Consider the following 15,082-nt stretch of genomic DNA (forward strand, 5'->3'; position numbering starts at 1 on the left):
CCCTTGCTATCCTGAAGAGCGTGAAAGTGCTCGCGATCGAATCGTCGTGCGACGAGACCGCCGCGGCCGTCGTCGAGGATGGCCGCCTGGCGCTCTCCTCCATCGTCTCATCCCAAATCGACCTCCACGCAAAATACGGCGGCGTCGTCCCCGAAGTGGCCAGCCGCCAGCACCTGCTCAAAATCGTGCCCGTCATCCGCGAAGCGCTCGAAGCCGCGAACTGCACCCTCGACGACATCGATGCCGTCGCCGGCACCCGGGGCCCCGGCCTCGCCGGCAGCCTCTTGGTCGGCTACAACGCCGCCCGCGCCATCGCCTTCGGCCGCGGCCTGCCGTTCATCGGCATCAATCACCTCGAAGGTCACATCTACGCGAACTGGCTCGTCGAAGGCCCCGAACCTGAGTTCCCCGCCCTCTGCCTGGTCGTCTCCGGGGGGCACACCGACCTCGTCTTCATGCGGGGCCACGGCCAATACGAGCGCATCGGCGGCACGCGCGACGACGCCGCCGGAGAAGCCTTCGACAAAGCCGGGCGCCTCCTCGGTCTCCCCTTCCCCGGCGGTCCCCACATCGCCAAAGCCGCCCTCGAAGGTGGGCCATCCTCGCTCGAACTCCCCCGCGCCTGGCTGCACGGCACCTTCGACTTCAGCTTCAGCGGCCTCAAGACCGCCGTCCTCCACACCGTCCGCGAGGGCCGCTACCCGGTACCCGAAGTCGCTTGGGAGTTCCAAGAGGCCGTCGTCGATGTCCTCGCCGGCAAAACATCCCGGCTCGCCCGCGAGCTCGGCGCCCGCAACGTCCTCGTCGCCGGAGGCGTCGCTGCCAATGCCCGCCTCCGCGAAGAGCTCCAGCGCCGTTGCCCGGTCCCCGTCCGCATCCCGCCGCCCAAGTTCTGCACCGACAATGCCGCCATGATCGGCGCCGTCGCCGGCTACCGCCTCCAACTCGGCGAGCGCACCCCCCACGACGTCGATATCTTCACCACCAACGACTGGGCCGCCGTCTAGCCCCGGAGCCCCGTTCTAGCGCGTGCAGCTCCCCCGGCCCGAGCACGTCTCCGGCGGCTCGTTCGCCGGAATGCGCTCCCGGCACAGCTCCGATGGGATGCACGCCTCGTCCGTCACCAGGCCCCAATACTTCGCCATCGCCTCCCCCGGCGTCTCCGGACCATAGCTCAAGAGCACCCGGCTCAGATCGCCGATATTCACCGTCGCCAGCCCATCGACCGGCACCCCGTTCGCGATGAACGACCATCGCTCCGTCGCCGAATTGCAGAGCTTCTCACCCGAGGGCAACGCGAGGCACGTCCGCTCCGCCGTCACCCCCGGGAACGATGGGTCCGTCAGCGTAAAGCCGAGGCTCCGGAAGAACTCGTCCCACGTCGCCAGCGTCGAGTGCACATGCACCACGCCGAACCGCGGCGCGTGGATGTGCACATGCTCGCTCAGCTCCTTGCCTTCCGTGTCCGAAAGGAACCGCGGCTCGCCAAAATCGAACCGCTCGCCCCGGATGACGAGCGCAAAGTCCGCGTGCTCGTGCGTCGCCGAACGCGGCCCCGCGGCCGTCCACCCCGGCGAGTTCGTCGGCGCACCGCCCCCTCCCTCCCCATCCCACCGCCAGGCCAGCAGCCCGGCCAGGACGACGACCGCCACCCCGAGCACCCCGGAGGCCACCATCCATCCGCGCGGCCCGCTGAGCATCGTTCCTATCCTACCCAGGCCACGCGGTTGACGCACCGTCGCGCCAGTGAGTAGCATTACGCAACTCACTCGCAGAACGGCACCATGACCCAACCAACGACCGAAGCCGAACGCATCCGCTCCTACCTCGTCGCCCAAGCTGCCAAGCTCTCCCTCCCCGAGCTCGTAGAAAAGGTCCGGCGAGATTGCCAGCCCCTCGCCGCTGCCGCCGCCCTCGTGCCACCCCATCGCTTTCGTCAGGCGCCTGCCCCCGGCCAATGGTCGGCTGCCGACGTCTGGGCCCACATCATCGAAATGAACGAAGTCGGAGCCGCCGCCATCGAGGCGATCCTCCAAGGGCACCAACCGCCCGTCCGCGTCGTCGATGACTCCATCCGCCAGGCCGCCCGCGCGCTCCCGGGCGGCCCCGAGTGCCACGCCCGCTACCACGCCCGCCGCGAACAGCTCCTCGCCCGCGTCGCCGCCGCGCGTGGCGACGAGCACCTCCACACCACCATCCGCCACCCCATGTTCGGCGACCTCAACTGGCGCGAGTGGTTGCTCTTCATGCGCGTCCACGACCTCGACCACCTCCGCCAGCTCCAGGCGATCGCCGCTGCCCTCGGCGAAGGAGCCGGCCAAGGAGTCGAAGCGTGACTCCCCTCCGCGTCGGCATCGGCTTCGGCCCGGGCCCCGGCGGCTGGCCCGAGGCGCTCGCCTACGTTCGCGAAGCCGAACGGCTCGGCGTCGACTCCGCCTGGACCTCCGAAGCCTGGGGCTTCGATGCCGTCACCCCCCTCGCGCTCCTCGCCGGCCAGACCGAACGGATCCGCCTCGGTACCGGCATCGTCCAGGTCGGCACCCGCACCCCCGCCCTCATCGCGATGACGGCCCTCACCCTCCAGGCCATCTCCGGCGGGCGCTTCATCCTCGGCCTCGGTTCGAGCGGCCCGCAGGTCATCGAAGGGTGGCACGGCATCCCCTTCCAGCGCCCGCTCCAGCGCCTCCGCGAAACCGTCGATATCGTCCGCGCAGCCTGCCGGGGCGAACGGCTCGCCTACCAGGGCAGCGTCTATCGCCTGCCACTGCCGGGTGGCGAAGGCCGGCCGCTGCGCACCAGCGCCCCGCCTGCCGACGTGCCCATCTACCTCGCAACGCTCGGGCCGCGCGCCCTCGAGGTCACCGGCGAAATCGCCGACGGCTGGATCGCCTCGTCGTTCATGCCCACCCGCTCCAGCACCTTCCTCGAGCCCATCCGCCGCGGTGCCGCCCGCGCCGGCCGCTCCCTCGACCGCTTCGAAATCGTCGCCGGCGGCGTCGTCCAGTTCGGCGACGACATCGAGCGCCTCGCCGCAGCCCGCAAGCCCGGCTTCGCCTTCGAAATCGGCGCCATGGGCTCCCGCGAGCACAACTTCTACAAAGATGCCTACGCCCGACAGGGCTGGCACGAGCTCGTCGAGCGCGTCCAGGCCCTCTGGCTCGAGCGCCGCCGCGAAGAAGCCGCCGCGCTCATCCCCGATGCGTTCGTCCTCGAGGCCAACCTCCTCGGCACCGAGGCCATGGTCCGCGACCGCATCCGCGCCTACCGCGACGGCGGCGTCACCACCATCCAAGTCAGCCCTGCCGGCGAAACGCTCGCCGAGCGGCTCGAAACGCTCGGACGCTTCATGGCCCTCGTCGCCGAGGTCAACCGCGAAGCCCCGGCCCTCCCCTCTGAACTGGCCTAGGGTGTCGGCTTTGCCGTGGGGCTCGCCCCGGCAGTCGGCGAAGCGGCTGGCGTGCCACTCGCGCCCGCCCCGGCGGTCGCCGTCGCCAATTGCGCTTCCACCTGCTGGAAGAGGCTCCGCCACGCGTCCATGTTCGCCGGCGCCCCCGCCCCCAGCGGCTGGCCATTCACCAAGAAGCCTGGCGTCCCCCGGATCCCGAACGAATTCGCCGTCCGCTGCTGCTCCGTCACCTCGTCGAGGTGCTGCGAGCTATCCAGACATTGGTCGAACTGCTGCGTATCCAGCCCCACTTCGGCCGCGTACTTCTTCAAATTCTCGTCCGAGAGCCGGCCAACGTTGAGCTTCTCGTTATCCAGCTGCCCCGCCTCCGCTTGCACCAGAAAGAGCTTGTTGTGGTACGGCCAGAACTTGTTCTGGTCCGCTGCGCACATCCCAGCGATCGCCGCCCGCACCGATTCCGCGCCGAGGATCGGCAGATTCTGGTACTCCAGTCGCACCTTCCCGGTCTTGACGAACTCGTCGATGATCGTGATCTCGTCGCCGCCGGTGAACTGAAGGCAGAACGGGCACTGGAAATCGGCGAACACCGTGAGCCGGATGGGCGCGTCCGCCTTCCCCAGCTTCATCCCGTCGGCCAAATCCAACGGCAGCTCGTCCGCCTTGTCCCGCAGGCGGGAAGCGATATCCCCGCTCGAACCGCCGCCCGACGTCGCGATCACCACCGCGAGGATCGCCCCGAGAATCACGATCACCGCCGCCACGACCAACACGAACGGACGGGTGAAAACCCCACCCCCGCCACCGGTGCTCCGCGGCCCTGGCATGGATTGGCGCGCGGCCCGCTGGGGCCGCGTCCCCTGCGTCCGGCTCATCTCCCGACGCGACTGGCGATTCGACATGGGCGTTCCGTTCCTGCTCCGAAAAATCACGACCGAGCCGCCCGCCACATCGGCTGGCGGCCCTCCCCGGAGATTACCACCCGGCCCGCTACGGAACACGGAAGCGCCTTTACGCCGCACCCGCGCTCGTTAGCGTTCGCCCAACCCGCTTCCCCGCAGCCGCGGATCGAGCTCATCACGCAGCGCGTCCCCGAGGAGATTGAACGCCAGCACCGTGAGGCTCAACGCCAGCCCGGGGAACACCGCCAACCACCAGGCCGTATCGAAGTAGGCCCGCGCCTGCGGCCCGAGGTCGTTCCCCCACGAAGGCTCGCCCAGCGGCAGCCCCACCCCCAAAAACGTCAACGCCGATTCCGCCAGGATCGCCGCCGGAAGCGTCGTGCTCGCCACCACGATCACCAGCGGCCCGATGTTCGGCAGAATGTGGCGGAACATCAGCCGAGCCTCCGAACACCCCACCACCCGCGCCGCCTCCACATACATCCGATGGCGCTCCACGAGCACGCCCCCGCGGATGATCCGCATGATCACGGGCGTAAAGATGATACTGATCGCGATGATCACCGACCGCAACCCCGGCCCCAGCCACGTCGCCACCACCAACCCGAAGAGAATCGCCGGGAACGAAAGCAACACCTCCGCCAACCGGCTGATGAGCGTATCGACCGCACCCCCCAGATAGCCCGCCAGCAGCCCCAGAACCGTCCCGCCGACCACACTGATCAACACCGTCGCGATACCAACCATCAGCGAAGGGCGCGCACCGTACACCACCCGCGAGTAAAGGTCCTGACCGTTCCGATTCGTTCCGAACCAGTGGTCGGCGCTCGGCCCCACCAGAATATCCGAGCCGAACTCCTTCGGGTCCGCCGTCCGCATGAACGGGGCGTCGGCGAAGACCGCCGCCAACACCAGCCCCACGATCACGACCGCCGAGGCCGCGCCCAGCGGCTGGCGCCGAAAGAATCGCCGCAGCCGGCCCAGCCCCAGCGTCGGGCGTCGCGCCGGGCCTACCAGAACGCCTGCCTGAGCCTCCGTAGCCATCGATGCTCCCCCTTGGCCCCCGTCATGCCCGCAGCCGCGGGTCGGCCCACGCGTACAGCACGTCCACGATGAGCGTCACCATCAGGAACGAAGCCGCGATCGTGACCGTCACCGCCTGAATCGTCTGGTGGTCCCGGTCGGCCACCGCCTTGGCCGCCATCGACCCCATCCCCGGGATGCCGAAGAGCTGCTCGATCACGATCGAACCACCCAGGATGAGCCCGAACTGCAGCCCCAGCACCGTCAACAGCGTCAGCACCGAGTTGCGGAACACATGAACCCACACCACACTCCGCTCCCGCAGCCCCTTAGCCCGAGCCGTCCGAACATAATCCGCGTACAGCGCCTCGATCATGCTCGACCGCACGATCCGAGCCACGTACGCCGAAGCCCCCACGGCCAGCACCAGCGCCGGCACCAACAGCAGCCCGAAATGCGCAATCGGATCGTCCGTCAGGCCGCGCCATTGCTTCACCGGCGTCCAGCCCCACCAGTTCGCCGGCAAATAAATCACCAGCGTCCCCAACCAAAAGCTCGGCACCGAAAGCCCCAGGATCGAAAAGAACCGGGCCGTGTAATCGCCCAGCGAATGGGCGCGGACTGCCGAAAGCGTCCCGACCGGCACCCCGATCGCCAGCGTGAACACGACCGTCACCAAGCCCAGCTGCAACGTCGTGAAGAACCGATCGCGAAGCTCCGGCGTGATCTCCTGCCGGCTCGCCGTCGAAAGGCCGAAGTCGCCGCGCAGCGCATTGCCGAGCCAAAGCACATACTGCTCCGGCTTCGATCGGTCCAGCCCCAGCTCCTTCCGCACCACCTCGATGCACTCTTCGCAGGCCGACCCAGAGGCGCCTAGCCGAATCGTCGCCGCATCCGCCGGCAGTGCCCGGATGAGCGTGAACGAAAGGATCGAGACGCCCAGCAACGTCAGCGGAAACAGCGCCAGCCGCCGCAGAATGTACGTCCGCATCCTGGTCCCTCCCGACCGCCTCGGGGAAGCGCGGAACGGGGCGGTCCCGCCTTCCCCTCGGCTCCTTTCAGGCGTCCAACCAGAGGTTCTGGACGCGGAAAAGCCCGGTGCCAGCGTTCGCGTACATGAAATCCTTCTCCGGGTAGTTCTTCACCCGGTCGCGGAACGCCGCGTACTGGAACTCCGGAACCGGCAGCGGTACCGCTGGCCCGTACTCCTGATGGATCACCCGCACCAGCTCCTGCACCTTCTGCTTGCGGGCTTCCGGGTTCAGCTCCTGCGCCTGAGCGCTCCAAAGCTGCTGCATCCGCCCAGCGAACGCCGCCGTTTCCGACTTCGGCGAATCCGGACGGAGGTTGCCGAAGATCGCGCCGTACCCCACCGGAACGTAGTGCGCCAACGCGTTGTAATCCGGGATCGTCTGCAGCGAGAGCTCCCACGCAATGAACAGATCCCACGGCTTCGGGGCCTTCTCGGCGAAGCCCGCCACCGCCCGCGCCACATACGTCGCCGGGTCCACCACCTCCACCTCCACCTTCGCACCCAGATTCTGCTCCAGCTGCTTCTTCACGAACTCCGTCGCCGTCGCGAAGATCGGAATCGCCTGCATCGTCACCATCTTGATGACCGGGAACGTCTGCGGCCCGCCCGCCTCCTGCCACAGCTTCTTCGCGTCCCCCGGGTTGAACGCCTGCAGCTTCTTCAGCTCCTCCTGCGAAAGGCCGTAGCCCTCCTTCGCGAACTCCGAGGCCGTCGGCCCGCCGTACAGCCCCTCGCCCAAGTACAAGTTCTTGATGAACGCATCCCGGTCGATCGCCATCCAGATCGCCTGGCGCAGCCGCTTGTCCGTCCACTTGAAATTGTCGAACTGCATGATCAAGTGGCCGTTCGCCGGCCCCTTCACCACCTTGACCCCCTTCTCCCGGGCCAGCTCGTCCGCCACCAGCCGGTCGATGTTGACGACCGTCAGCACGTCCAGCTCGCCCGCCAAAAACTTCGCCTTCACCGTCGCAGGGTCCGGGATGATCGACTCCTCCCAGACATCGATGTACGGCCCCTCCTTCACGTACGTCGGCGAAGCAGGATCGTGCTGGAAGTAGTCCGGATTCCGCTCGTAGCGCGTGCCCGTCGGCTCCCGTTTCACCATCCGGTACGGCCCGCTCCCCGCGTTCATCACCCGCATCAAGTCGCCGCCGTTCGCCTCCACCACCTCCTTCGCCACCACCGCGAAAGCGCTCGAACCCAGCGCGATCACATTCGAAGCGAACGGATTCTTCTGCTTGATCACGACCGTGTACTTGTCGGGCGTCTCGATCTTGTCGATCCAGCCCCACTGGATCTGGTTCACCTGCGACCCCTTCGTCAGGGCCACCGGGAAGCGCGTGTACGAATAGGCCACATCCTCCGCCGTCAACTCCCGGCCGTTCGCCACATCCGCTTGGAACTTTACCCCCTGCCGGATCTTCACCCGCAGCGTCAGCGGGTCGACCTGCTCGTGTTCCAGCCCCAAGTCGTAGCACACCGTCTTCGTCGAAGCCTGGTACGTCCACAGGTGCGAGTACGCCTTCGCCGGATGGATCGGGTTCGTCACCACAATGTGCGGGTCGAGCCCCGTGTCCGGCGCGGCCTTCGCCACCCGCATCGTCCCGCCCCGCTTGCCGGCCGGCGCCGCCGTCGGGCTCCCCGCCGGCTGGGTACCAGCCGCGGGCGTCGCCGTCGCACCGCCCTGCTCATTGTCGTCGTCGTCGCCGCAGCCCACCGTCAGGCCCGCCGCGCCGAGGGCCGCCACCCCGCTCGCAGCGAGGAATGTGCGCCGGCGCAGCCGGGCGCGCCAGTAACGGCTCCAATACGTCGAATTCATCGGTGTCCCTCCCCGTTGGTCGACCCGCAAAGGCGTTGGTCCAAAAGATTGGCCATCTGGCCAAGAGTCGGGTCGGCGGTATTATAGGCCCGGTCGCCTCCATTGCAACCATCGACGCCGCCAATCCACCCCTTCACGGCCCGCCCGGAGGGCGCTACACTGCCCGACGCTGGCCGGACAGCCAAAACCTTGAGGAAGTAGCCAAATGCCGAGCCTCGCCGAAATCGACCCCCTCGCACCCGAAACGGCAGAGTGCCCCTTCCCCTTCTACGCCGCCATGCGCCGCGAATGCCCCGTCTACCAGGTGCCCGGTGCCGGCTTCTTCATCGTCTCCCGCTTCGAAGACATCCTTCACGTCCTCCGCCACCCCGAAATCTTCTCCTCCAAATCCGGCCCCGGCCTCCGCCCCGTCCCCGACGAAGAAGTGCTCGCCATCATGCGCCAGGGCTGGATGCCCGTGAACACCCTCCTCACCCAGGACCCGCCAGCCCACTCCCGCTACCGCGCCCTCGTCAACAGAGCCTTCTCGGCAAGGCGCGTCGCCAGCCTCGAACCCTCCATCACCGCCATCGCCAACGACCTCATCGACCGCTTCATCCACGACCGCCACGTCGAACTCGTCCGCCAATTCGCCGTCCCCCTCCCGCTCACCGTCATCGCCGACGCCCTCGGCGTCGACCGCGCCGATATGGACGCCTTCAAACGTTGGTCCGACGACTCCGTCGCCCCGCTCGGCGGATTCCTCACCCGCGAGCGCGAAATCGAGTGCGCCAAGTCCATCGTCGAATTCCAGCACTACTTCGCCGCCCGTCTCGAAGAACGCCGCACCAACCCCCGCGACGATATCCTCACCGATCTCCTCCACGCCCACATCGGCCTCGAAGGCGAAGAATCCCGCCCCCTCGACATGGCCGAAATGCTCAGCATCCTCCAGCAAATCCTCGTCGCCGGAAACGAAACCACCACCAACCTGATCGCCTCCGGCATGATGCTCCTCCTCCAGCACCCCCAGCTCATGGACCGCCTCCGCGCCCAACCCGACCTCATCCCCAACTTCGTCGAAGAAGCCCTCCGCCTCGAATCGCCCGTCCAGGGCCTCTTCCGCCAAGCCGTCGTCGATACCGAAATCGGCGGCACCCCCATCCCCGCCGGCTCCCGCATCCTCCTCTCCTACGCCTCGGCCAATCGCGACGAAGCCGAATTCCCCCACGCCGACCAGATCGACATCCAGCGCGAAACCCCCGAAGGCCACCTCGCCTTCGGCCGCGGCATCCACTACTGCCTCGGAGCAGCCCTCGCCCGGCTCGAAGCACGCGTCGCCTTCACCCACCTCCTTCGCCGCCTCCAGAACATCCGCGCCGCCGAAGGCAAGAACGACTACACCCACGTCCCGAGCGTCATCCTCCGCGGCCTCAAGGCCCTCCACCTCGAATTCGACCCCGCCTAAGGAGACCACCGCCCCGATGCAGCTCCGCGACACCCCCGAACAGGCCGCCTGGCGAGCAGAAGTCCGCACCTTCATCCGCGAAAACCTCCCCGCCGAAATCCGCGGCGTCACCGGCTACTTCTACGATCCCCGCACCAACCCCGCCTTCGGCCAGTGGCGCGACGCCCTCGTCCGTCGCGGTTGGATCGCCCCCGCCTGGCCCAAGGAATACGGCGGCGCCGGCCTCACCGTCGTCGAACAGTTCATCCTCAACCAAGAATTCGCCGAAGCCGGCGCACCCCAACCCGGCGGGCTCGGCGTCATGATGCTCGGCCCCACCCTCATCGCCCACGGTACCGAAGAGCAAAAGCGCGAACACCTCCCCCGCATCCTCAACGGCGAAGTCCTCTGGTGTCAGGGCTACTCCGAGCCCGGCGCCGGCTCCGACCTCGCCGGCCTCCAGACCCGCGCCGTTCGCGACGGCGACGACTTCGTCATCAACGGCCAGAAAATCTGGACCTCCTTCGCCCACTTCGCCGACTGGTGCTTCCTCCTCGCGCGCACCGACCCCGCCGCCCCCAAGCACCGCGGCATCACCTACTTCCTCGTCGATATGAAATCGCCGGGTATCACCGTCCGGCCACTCGTCAACCTAGCCAACGGCCACGACTTCAACGAAGTCTTCTTCGAAGACGTCCGCGTCCCCGCGCGAAACGTCGTCGGCGAAGTCAATCGCGGCTGGTACGTCGGCGCCACCACCCTCGATTTCGAGCGCTCCTCCATCGGCACCGCCGTCGGTCAGCGCAAAAGCATCGAACGGTACACCGGCTGGCTCCGCGAGCACCGCCCCGAACTCCCGCCCTCCACCGCAGCGGCCGCCCGCCTCGCCTGGGCCGACCGCGCCGTCGAGGTCCAGGTCCTCACCCTCCTCGCCTACCGCATCATCAGCATGCAGGCCGCCGGCCAAATCCCCAACGCCGAAGCCTCGATCGCCAAACTCTTCACCTCCGAAACCGGCCAGCGCATCGCCCACACCGCCCTACGCATGCTCGGGACCGCTGGCTCCCTCATGGACGCCACCGCCCCCTTCCGGGGCGAAGCCGCCCGCTCCTACCTCAACGCCGTCTCCCTCACCATCGCCGGCGGCACCAGCGAAATCCAACGCAACATCATCGCCCAGCGGGGCCTCGGCCTCCCGCGCGACTGACCGCAAGCCCCAGCGTCAGCGCCAACCGCCCCCGTCCCCCGCTCCCCGCCCGGCCTCGCCAGCGGGCCCGAGCCCTCACAGCAGCGGGTACTCCCCCTTCGCCCAGCGGATGCCCCGCCGCAAGAGCTCGAGATACTCCGGCACCTCCCACGACCCGGGCTCGAACCGCGGATACTCCGGAAAGCGGAACCGGCCCGCCCCACTGCCGAACGCCTCCCCGCCCGGCGCCACCAGCATGTCGTACTTCCGACGCCGGTGCCCGGGCGTCAGATACAGCACCGCCCCCTCGCCGAACGGATGCAGATACAGCACCGGCCACTCCCGCTCCACCGGCCACGACGCCTCCGCGAAGCCTGGCGCCTCGCCAGCGAAACGCGTCGCCATCAGCGGACGAATCTCCCCGAAGTACTCGCACAAGTACAGCTCCTCCGCATCGCCCGTCTCCCACCGCCCCAGCCCCTCGACGAGCGGGTGGTCCGCTACCGGCCATACCGGGTACCGCCCCACCGGCGGGTGCGCGATGAACTGACTGCCCAGCGTCTCCATGTACCGCCGCAGGATCCGCGGACTGTGCACCCCGTCCGCCTCCATCTCGAACACCGCGTTCGTCCCGTGGAGCGCCAGCCAGCGCCCGCCCCGCTCCACGAACCGCGCCAGATTCTCCACCTCCGCCTCGCTCGGCCGCAGGTCGCACGTATACGTCACCAGAAACCGACAGCCCGCGATGCCCTCGGTGTCGCGAAAATCGCGCCCCACGAGCACGCGCACCTCCTCGTGCTCCGCCAGTAGCTCCAGCAGCCGCAGCCGCGGATAGTCGAAATCGTGCCAGTTCCCGCCGCACACCAAGTAGCCATCGATCCGGCCCATTCCGCACCCCTCCTTCGTTCGCCGGCGCTCCGGGCTCCTAGAAATTCACCCGCTTCGTAAAGCCGCCATCGACCACCAAGTTCACGCCCGTGATCCACGACGCCGCCGGGCTCACCAGAAACGCCACCGCCCGCGCCACCTCCTCCGGCGTGCCCATCCGCCCCATCGGCTGCTGCTTCAACGTCGCCTCGTAGAACGGCGGCATCGCCTGCCGGATCATCGCCCAAGGCCCGCCCTCGAAATAAATCGGACCCGGCGAAACCACATTCACCCGGATCCCCTTCGCCGCGTACGCCTGCGACAGCGCATTCGCATAGTTGATCAGCGCCGCCTTCATCGCCCCGTACCCATTCGGCTGCCCGAACGTCTCCACAGCCGCCGTCGTACTCACGAACACCACCGCCGGCGCCTCCGACTTCTCCAGGAACGGCCGCGCAGCCTCGAACCCCCGCACTGCCCCGAGCATATCGACCTCGAAGTTCTGGACGAACCCCTGCTCGCCCGGTGCAGCGCCGCCGCTCGTATTGCTCACGAAGATGTCGATGCCGCCCAGCTGCTCGCCGGCCCGCGCGATCCAGGCCAGATAATCGTCCCGCTTCCCGACATCGACCGCCTCGGCCACTACCGTCACGCCGTGCTGGCGCAGCGCATCGGCCGCCGCCTGCAGCCCCTCCGGCGTCCGCGCGCAAATCCCAAGGTGGACGCCCTCCGCCGCCAGCGCCTCGGCGATCGCCCGGCCGATGCCCCGGCTCGCACCCGTGATCAGCGCACGCTTGCCTTGTAGCCCAAGATCCATCTCACCTAGCTCCTTCCCGGGAACAGCTCCCGTTCGTTCTCGACCTGCTCACGCCAGCGTCACCGTTCCGGCATCCCCGTCCACCGTCACCGCCTGACCATCGCGGATAACTCGTGTCGCGTCCTTCGCACCGACCACCGCGGGGATGCCGTACTCCCGCGCCACGATCGCGGCATGGCTCAACATCCCGCCCGTCTCCACCACCAGCCCCGCAGCGGGAACGAAGAGTGGCGCCAGCGGCGCGTCGAACACCGGCAGCACCAGCACATCGCCCGGCTCCACCTCCGTCTCCAGCGCCGCCTCCACGCTCCGGATGACGCGCGCCCGGCCCGTCGCCTTCCCAGGGCTCACCCCTTGGCCGCACAGACTCGTCGCTCCCGGCCCGGCCGCCGCCCCGATCGGAACCAGCTGCGTCGGCAACTCGAACACCCCCTCCGGCAACCGGTACCCCTCCAGCCGGTGAAACTCCTCCATCCGGTCGCGGATAGCAGCCTTCGCCACCGCCGCGTCCAGCGTCTCGAACTGCCGGACTTCGGCCAGCCGAAGAAAGAACACATCCTCCGCCCGCTCCAGCGCACCCCGCCCCGCCAGCCGCCGCCCGATCTCCAGCAACGGCGGGCGAAACGCCCGGCACGCCCGCGCCCAGTTCGCCTTCGTCCCCTCGCGGCCGCGATTCAGCCGCTGCGCCATCGTCAGCGTCGCGCGGAACTGCCGCCGAGCCTCCTTCGGCAGCGACCCCTCCACCCGCGCCTCCAGCCGCTCCCGCGCCGCCGCCGCTCGCTCCTCCTTCCGGTGCGGATCCGCAGAAGCCGGTGCAGCCATATCCGCCCGCAGCGCCCCGATCAGGAACCCCGGTGCCTCGTCCCACGTCGGCGTCGAAGGGTCCGTCTCCCGCTGCCCACGGAACCCGTACTCCCGGACCAGCTCCCGGTACCCGGCCGCGAACTCCTCCCAGGCCGGAGAAACCGGCGCCGCCAGCCGTGCCAAAAGCGCCTCCGTCGGCAGCTCGGCGAACGCCACCGCGATCGCTGGGCTCCGCCTCCCCGCCCGCGCCAAGTCCCACGTCGCCTTCCCCGGCTTCGCGCTCTCCACATCCCGCAGCGCGCTCGTCAGCGTCGTCACCCAGCTCGCCGGGTGGTTCGGCACGTACTGGTCGAGGATCCCACCCAGCATCCCCGTGTACTCCGCGCCACCGACCGAAACGATCACATGCGAAACGAACAGCCCCGCCACAACCTCGAGGTTCTCGTCGATCGCCCGGAGCAGATCGGCACCGCTCGCGCGCGGATACTCACGCGCCCACGCCTGCCGATACGCCCTCGTCGAAACCGCCGTCCCCCGCGCGATCTCACGCTCCGCATTCCTCCACCTGGCCACAATCCGCTTGCGCGCCGCCCGAGCCCGCTCCACATCCTGCGCCTGGGCCGCCGTCAGCGCATCCCCCTCCACGAACTGCTGCAGCATGTCCGTCCCGCCGCTCACCTGATAGGTCGAGGTAATCGCCATCGACCACGCCACCCCGAGCGTCCACCGCCCGCCTACCACCCCGAGCACGTTCATCGCCGGCGGTGGCGCCGTCGGCACCAGGTCCAACACCCCGAGCTCCTCCGCCATCCGCGTGGTGAAGCGATAATCCCACTGGTTGATCAAATCCGCCGTCAGGGGCTTGATCACCCCGGGGAGCACCTCCTCCACGTTCCCCGTCGTCACCAACCGGTAGCGGGGGTTCGGCTCCGCATCCCACGAACAAAGCTTTCCGTTGGCCATCGTCCCGCCCCCTCAGTACTGCGCCGTGCCGCAATCGACCGAAATGCACGCACCCGTGATCCCCGCGCCCACATCGCTCGCCAAAAGCAAGGCGACGGCAGCGACCTGCTCGACCGTGTTGATATCGCCCGTCGCCGTCTTCGCCTTGAAAATCTTCTCCACCATCTCGTCCAGCCCCGAAAGCCCCATCGCCTTCGCCGTCGCATCCCCCGAATCCCGCACCGCATCCGTGATGATCAGTCCCGGGCAGATCGCGTTACAGGTAATGCCCAACCGCCCCACCTCCAACGCCGTCGATTTCGTCAAACCATTCACCCCGTGCTTCGCCGCCGCGTACCCCGCCATCCCGGCCACCCCCTGCTTCCCCTCCACCGACGAGATATTGATGATCCGCCCCCAGCCGCGCGGAATCATCTGCTGGAGCGCCCACTTCGTCCCGTAGAACACGCTGCTCAGATTCCAGCGGATATCGTTCTCCCACGCCTCGTCGTCGAGCTGCGCCACGGGAGCCGGCTTCGTGATACCGCCCGCATTGTTCACCATGATGTCCAGCCGACCCCACCGTTCGACCGCCGCGTCCACCAGCCGCTTCACATCGGCGCTCTGCCGCGCATCCCCCTGCACGAACACGGTCCGGTCGCTCGCCCCTAGCTCCGCCAGCGCCCGCTCGCCCTTCGCCCGGTCGCGCCCGCAGAAAGCGACGAGCGCCCCTTCCCGCAGGAAGGCCTCGACGAGCCCCCTGCCGATGCCGCGGCTCCCTCCGGTCACCGCGGCCACCTTCCCTTCGAGCATCTGCATCTGCGTCCCTCCGGATGCCGCGGGGCATGCTCGGAGATGCC

Annotated in this window: 14 protein-coding genes; 5 read left to right on the top strand and 9 right to left on the bottom strand. The window is 68.4% G+C overall.

The features are described 5' to 3' along the window. The first annotated feature begins 20 nt into the window (after nucleotides 1–20). Nucleotides 21–1,007, top strand: a complete 987-nt coding sequence (gene tsaD / locus VAE53_RS05810) for a tRNA (adenosine(37)-N6)-threonylcarbamoyltransferase complex transferase subunit TsaD (protein ID WP_322818426.1) — start codon at nucleotides 21–23, stop codon at nucleotides 1,005–1,007. A gap of 15 nt (nucleotides 1,008–1,022) precedes the next feature. Here the strand turns inward: tsaD and VAE53_RS05815 are convergent, their stop codons facing one another. Next, nucleotides 1,023–1,700 carry a hypothetical protein gene (locus VAE53_RS05815; RefSeq protein WP_322818427.1) on the bottom strand — a complete coding sequence of 226 codons (678 nt, stop codon included), beginning with the start codon at nucleotides 1,698–1,700 and terminating at the stop codon, nucleotides 1,023–1,025. A gap of 84 nt (nucleotides 1,701–1,784) precedes the next feature. Between VAE53_RS05815 and VAE53_RS05820 the strand changes: the two genes are divergently transcribed. Next, complete coding sequence (locus tag VAE53_RS05820) at nucleotides 1,785–2,336, top strand: DinB family protein (RefSeq protein ID WP_322818428.1); 552 nt, start codon at nucleotides 1,785–1,787, stop codon at nucleotides 2,334–2,336. Then, nucleotides 2,333–3,406 carry an LLM class F420-dependent oxidoreductase gene (locus VAE53_RS05825; protein WP_322818429.1) on the top strand — a complete coding sequence of 358 codons (1,074 nt, stop codon included), beginning with the start codon at nucleotides 2,333–2,335 and terminating at the stop codon, nucleotides 3,404–3,406. The genes VAE53_RS05820 and VAE53_RS05825 overlap by 4 nt, the downstream gene beginning before the upstream one ends. Here VAE53_RS05825 and VAE53_RS05830 read toward each other — a convergent pair. The 4 genes from VAE53_RS05830 to VAE53_RS05845 form a co-directional block, all read right to left on the bottom strand. Further along, nucleotides 3,403–4,305, bottom strand: a complete 903-nt coding sequence (locus VAE53_RS05830; protein WP_322818430.1) for a thioredoxin domain-containing protein — start codon at nucleotides 4,303–4,305, stop codon at nucleotides 3,403–3,405. The genes VAE53_RS05825 and VAE53_RS05830 overlap by 4 nt on opposite strands. A 129-nt stretch (nucleotides 4,306–4,434) precedes the next feature. Then, the gene (locus VAE53_RS05835; protein ID WP_322818431.1) at nucleotides 4,435–5,349 is read right to left on the bottom strand and encodes an ABC transporter permease; all 915 of its coding nucleotides are present in this window, start codon (nucleotides 5,347–5,349) and stop codon (nucleotides 4,435–4,437) included. Nucleotides 5,350–5,371: 22 nt separating this feature from the next. Next, nucleotides 5,372–6,319, bottom strand: a complete 948-nt coding sequence (locus VAE53_RS05840; RefSeq protein ID WP_322818432.1) for an ABC transporter permease — start codon at nucleotides 6,317–6,319, stop codon at nucleotides 5,372–5,374. Between the two features lie 67 nt (nucleotides 6,320–6,386). After that, on the bottom strand, nucleotides 6,387–8,180 hold the full coding sequence (locus tag VAE53_RS05845; RefSeq protein ID WP_322818433.1) for an ABC transporter substrate-binding protein: 1,794 nt from the start codon (nucleotides 8,178–8,180) through the stop codon (nucleotides 6,387–6,389). Nucleotides 8,181–8,385: 205 nt separating this feature from the next. Between VAE53_RS05845 and VAE53_RS05850 the strand changes: the two genes are divergently transcribed. Together VAE53_RS05850 and VAE53_RS05855 are read left to right on the top strand one after the other, a co-directional pair. Further along, the gene (locus VAE53_RS05850) at nucleotides 8,386–9,627 is read left to right on the top strand and encodes a cytochrome P450 (protein ID WP_322818434.1); all 1,242 of its coding nucleotides are present in this window, start codon (nucleotides 8,386–8,388) and stop codon (nucleotides 9,625–9,627) included. A gap of 16 nt (nucleotides 9,628–9,643) precedes the next feature. Then, nucleotides 9,644–10,813, top strand: a complete 1,170-nt coding sequence (locus VAE53_RS05855) for an acyl-CoA dehydrogenase family protein (protein WP_322818435.1) — start codon at nucleotides 9,644–9,646, stop codon at nucleotides 10,811–10,813. A gap of 75 nt (nucleotides 10,814–10,888) precedes the next feature. Here the strand turns inward: VAE53_RS05855 and VAE53_RS05860 are convergent, their stop codons facing one another. The 4 genes from VAE53_RS05860 to VAE53_RS05875 are packed head-to-tail and all read right to left on the bottom strand — an operon-like array spanning nucleotide 10,889 to nucleotide 15,041. Then, nucleotides 10,889–11,680 (bottom strand): ThuA domain-containing protein, encoded by a 792-nt coding sequence (locus VAE53_RS05860; RefSeq protein ID WP_322818436.1) that lies wholly within the window; start codon nucleotides 11,678–11,680, stop codon nucleotides 10,889–10,891. A gap of 37 nt (nucleotides 11,681–11,717) precedes the next feature. Then, nucleotides 11,718–12,476, bottom strand: a complete 759-nt coding sequence (locus VAE53_RS05865) for an SDR family oxidoreductase (protein WP_322818437.1) — start codon at nucleotides 12,474–12,476, stop codon at nucleotides 11,718–11,720. 48 nt (nucleotides 12,477–12,524) lie between these two features. Next, nucleotides 12,525–14,243 carry a PEP-utilizing enzyme gene (locus VAE53_RS05870; RefSeq protein ID WP_322818438.1) on the bottom strand — a complete coding sequence of 573 codons (1,719 nt, stop codon included), beginning with the start codon at nucleotides 14,241–14,243 and terminating at the stop codon, nucleotides 12,525–12,527. Between the two features lie 12 nt (nucleotides 14,244–14,255). Then, nucleotides 14,256–15,041, bottom strand: coding sequence for an SDR family NAD(P)-dependent oxidoreductase (locus tag VAE53_RS05875; protein ID WP_322818439.1), 786 nt, complete (start codon nucleotides 15,039–15,041; stop codon nucleotides 14,256–14,258). Nucleotides 15,042–15,082 lie beyond the last annotated feature (41 nt).

The organism is Tepidiforma sp. (genome assembly GCF_034432735.1).
Taxonomy (GTDB): Bacteria; Chloroflexota; Dehalococcoidia; order Tepidiformales; family Tepidiformaceae; genus Tepidiforma.

Bases quoted from the DNA above. Each gene is read 5' to 3' on its own strand.
- VAE53_RS05875 (WP_322818439.1), bottom strand. From the start codon at position 15,041: ATGCAGATGCTCGAAGGGAAGGTGGCCGCGGTGACCGGAGGGAGCCGC.
- VAE53_RS05840 (WP_322818432.1), bottom strand. From the start codon at position 6,319: ATGCGGACGTACATTCTGCGGCGGCTGGCGCTGTTTCCGCTGACGTTG.
- VAE53_RS05845 (WP_322818433.1), bottom strand. From the start codon at position 8,180: ATGAATTCGACGTATTGGAGCCGTTACTGGCGCGCCCGGCTGCGCCGG.
- VAE53_RS05820 (WP_322818428.1), top strand. From the start codon at position 1,785: ATGACCCAACCAACGACCGAAGCCGAACGCATCCGCTCCTACCTCGTC.
- VAE53_RS05865 (WP_322818437.1), bottom strand. From the start codon at position 12,476: ATGGATCTTGGGCTACAAGGCAAGCGTGCGCTGATCACGGGTGCGAGC.
- VAE53_RS05835 (WP_322818431.1), bottom strand. From the start codon at position 5,349: ATGGCTACGGAGGCTCAGGCAGGCGTTCTGGTAGGCCCGGCGCGACGC.
- VAE53_RS05870 (WP_322818438.1), bottom strand. From the start codon at position 14,243: ATGGCCAACGGAAAGCTTTGTTCGTGGGATGCGGAGCCGAACCCCCGC.
- VAE53_RS05855 (WP_322818435.1), top strand. From the start codon at position 9,644: ATGCAGCTCCGCGACACCCCCGAACAGGCCGCCTGGCGAGCAGAAGTC.
- VAE53_RS05830 (WP_322818430.1), bottom strand. From the start codon at position 4,305: ATGTCGAATCGCCAGTCGCGTCGGGAGATGAGCCGGACGCAGGGGACG.
- VAE53_RS05850 (WP_322818434.1), top strand. From the start codon at position 8,386: ATGCCGAGCCTCGCCGAAATCGACCCCCTCGCACCCGAAACGGCAGAG.
- VAE53_RS05815 (WP_322818427.1), bottom strand. From the start codon at position 1,700: ATGCTCAGCGGGCCGCGCGGATGGATGGTGGCCTCCGGGGTGCTCGGG.
- VAE53_RS05860 (WP_322818436.1), bottom strand. From the start codon at position 11,680: ATGGGCCGGATCGATGGCTACTTGGTGTGCGGCGGGAACTGGCACGAT.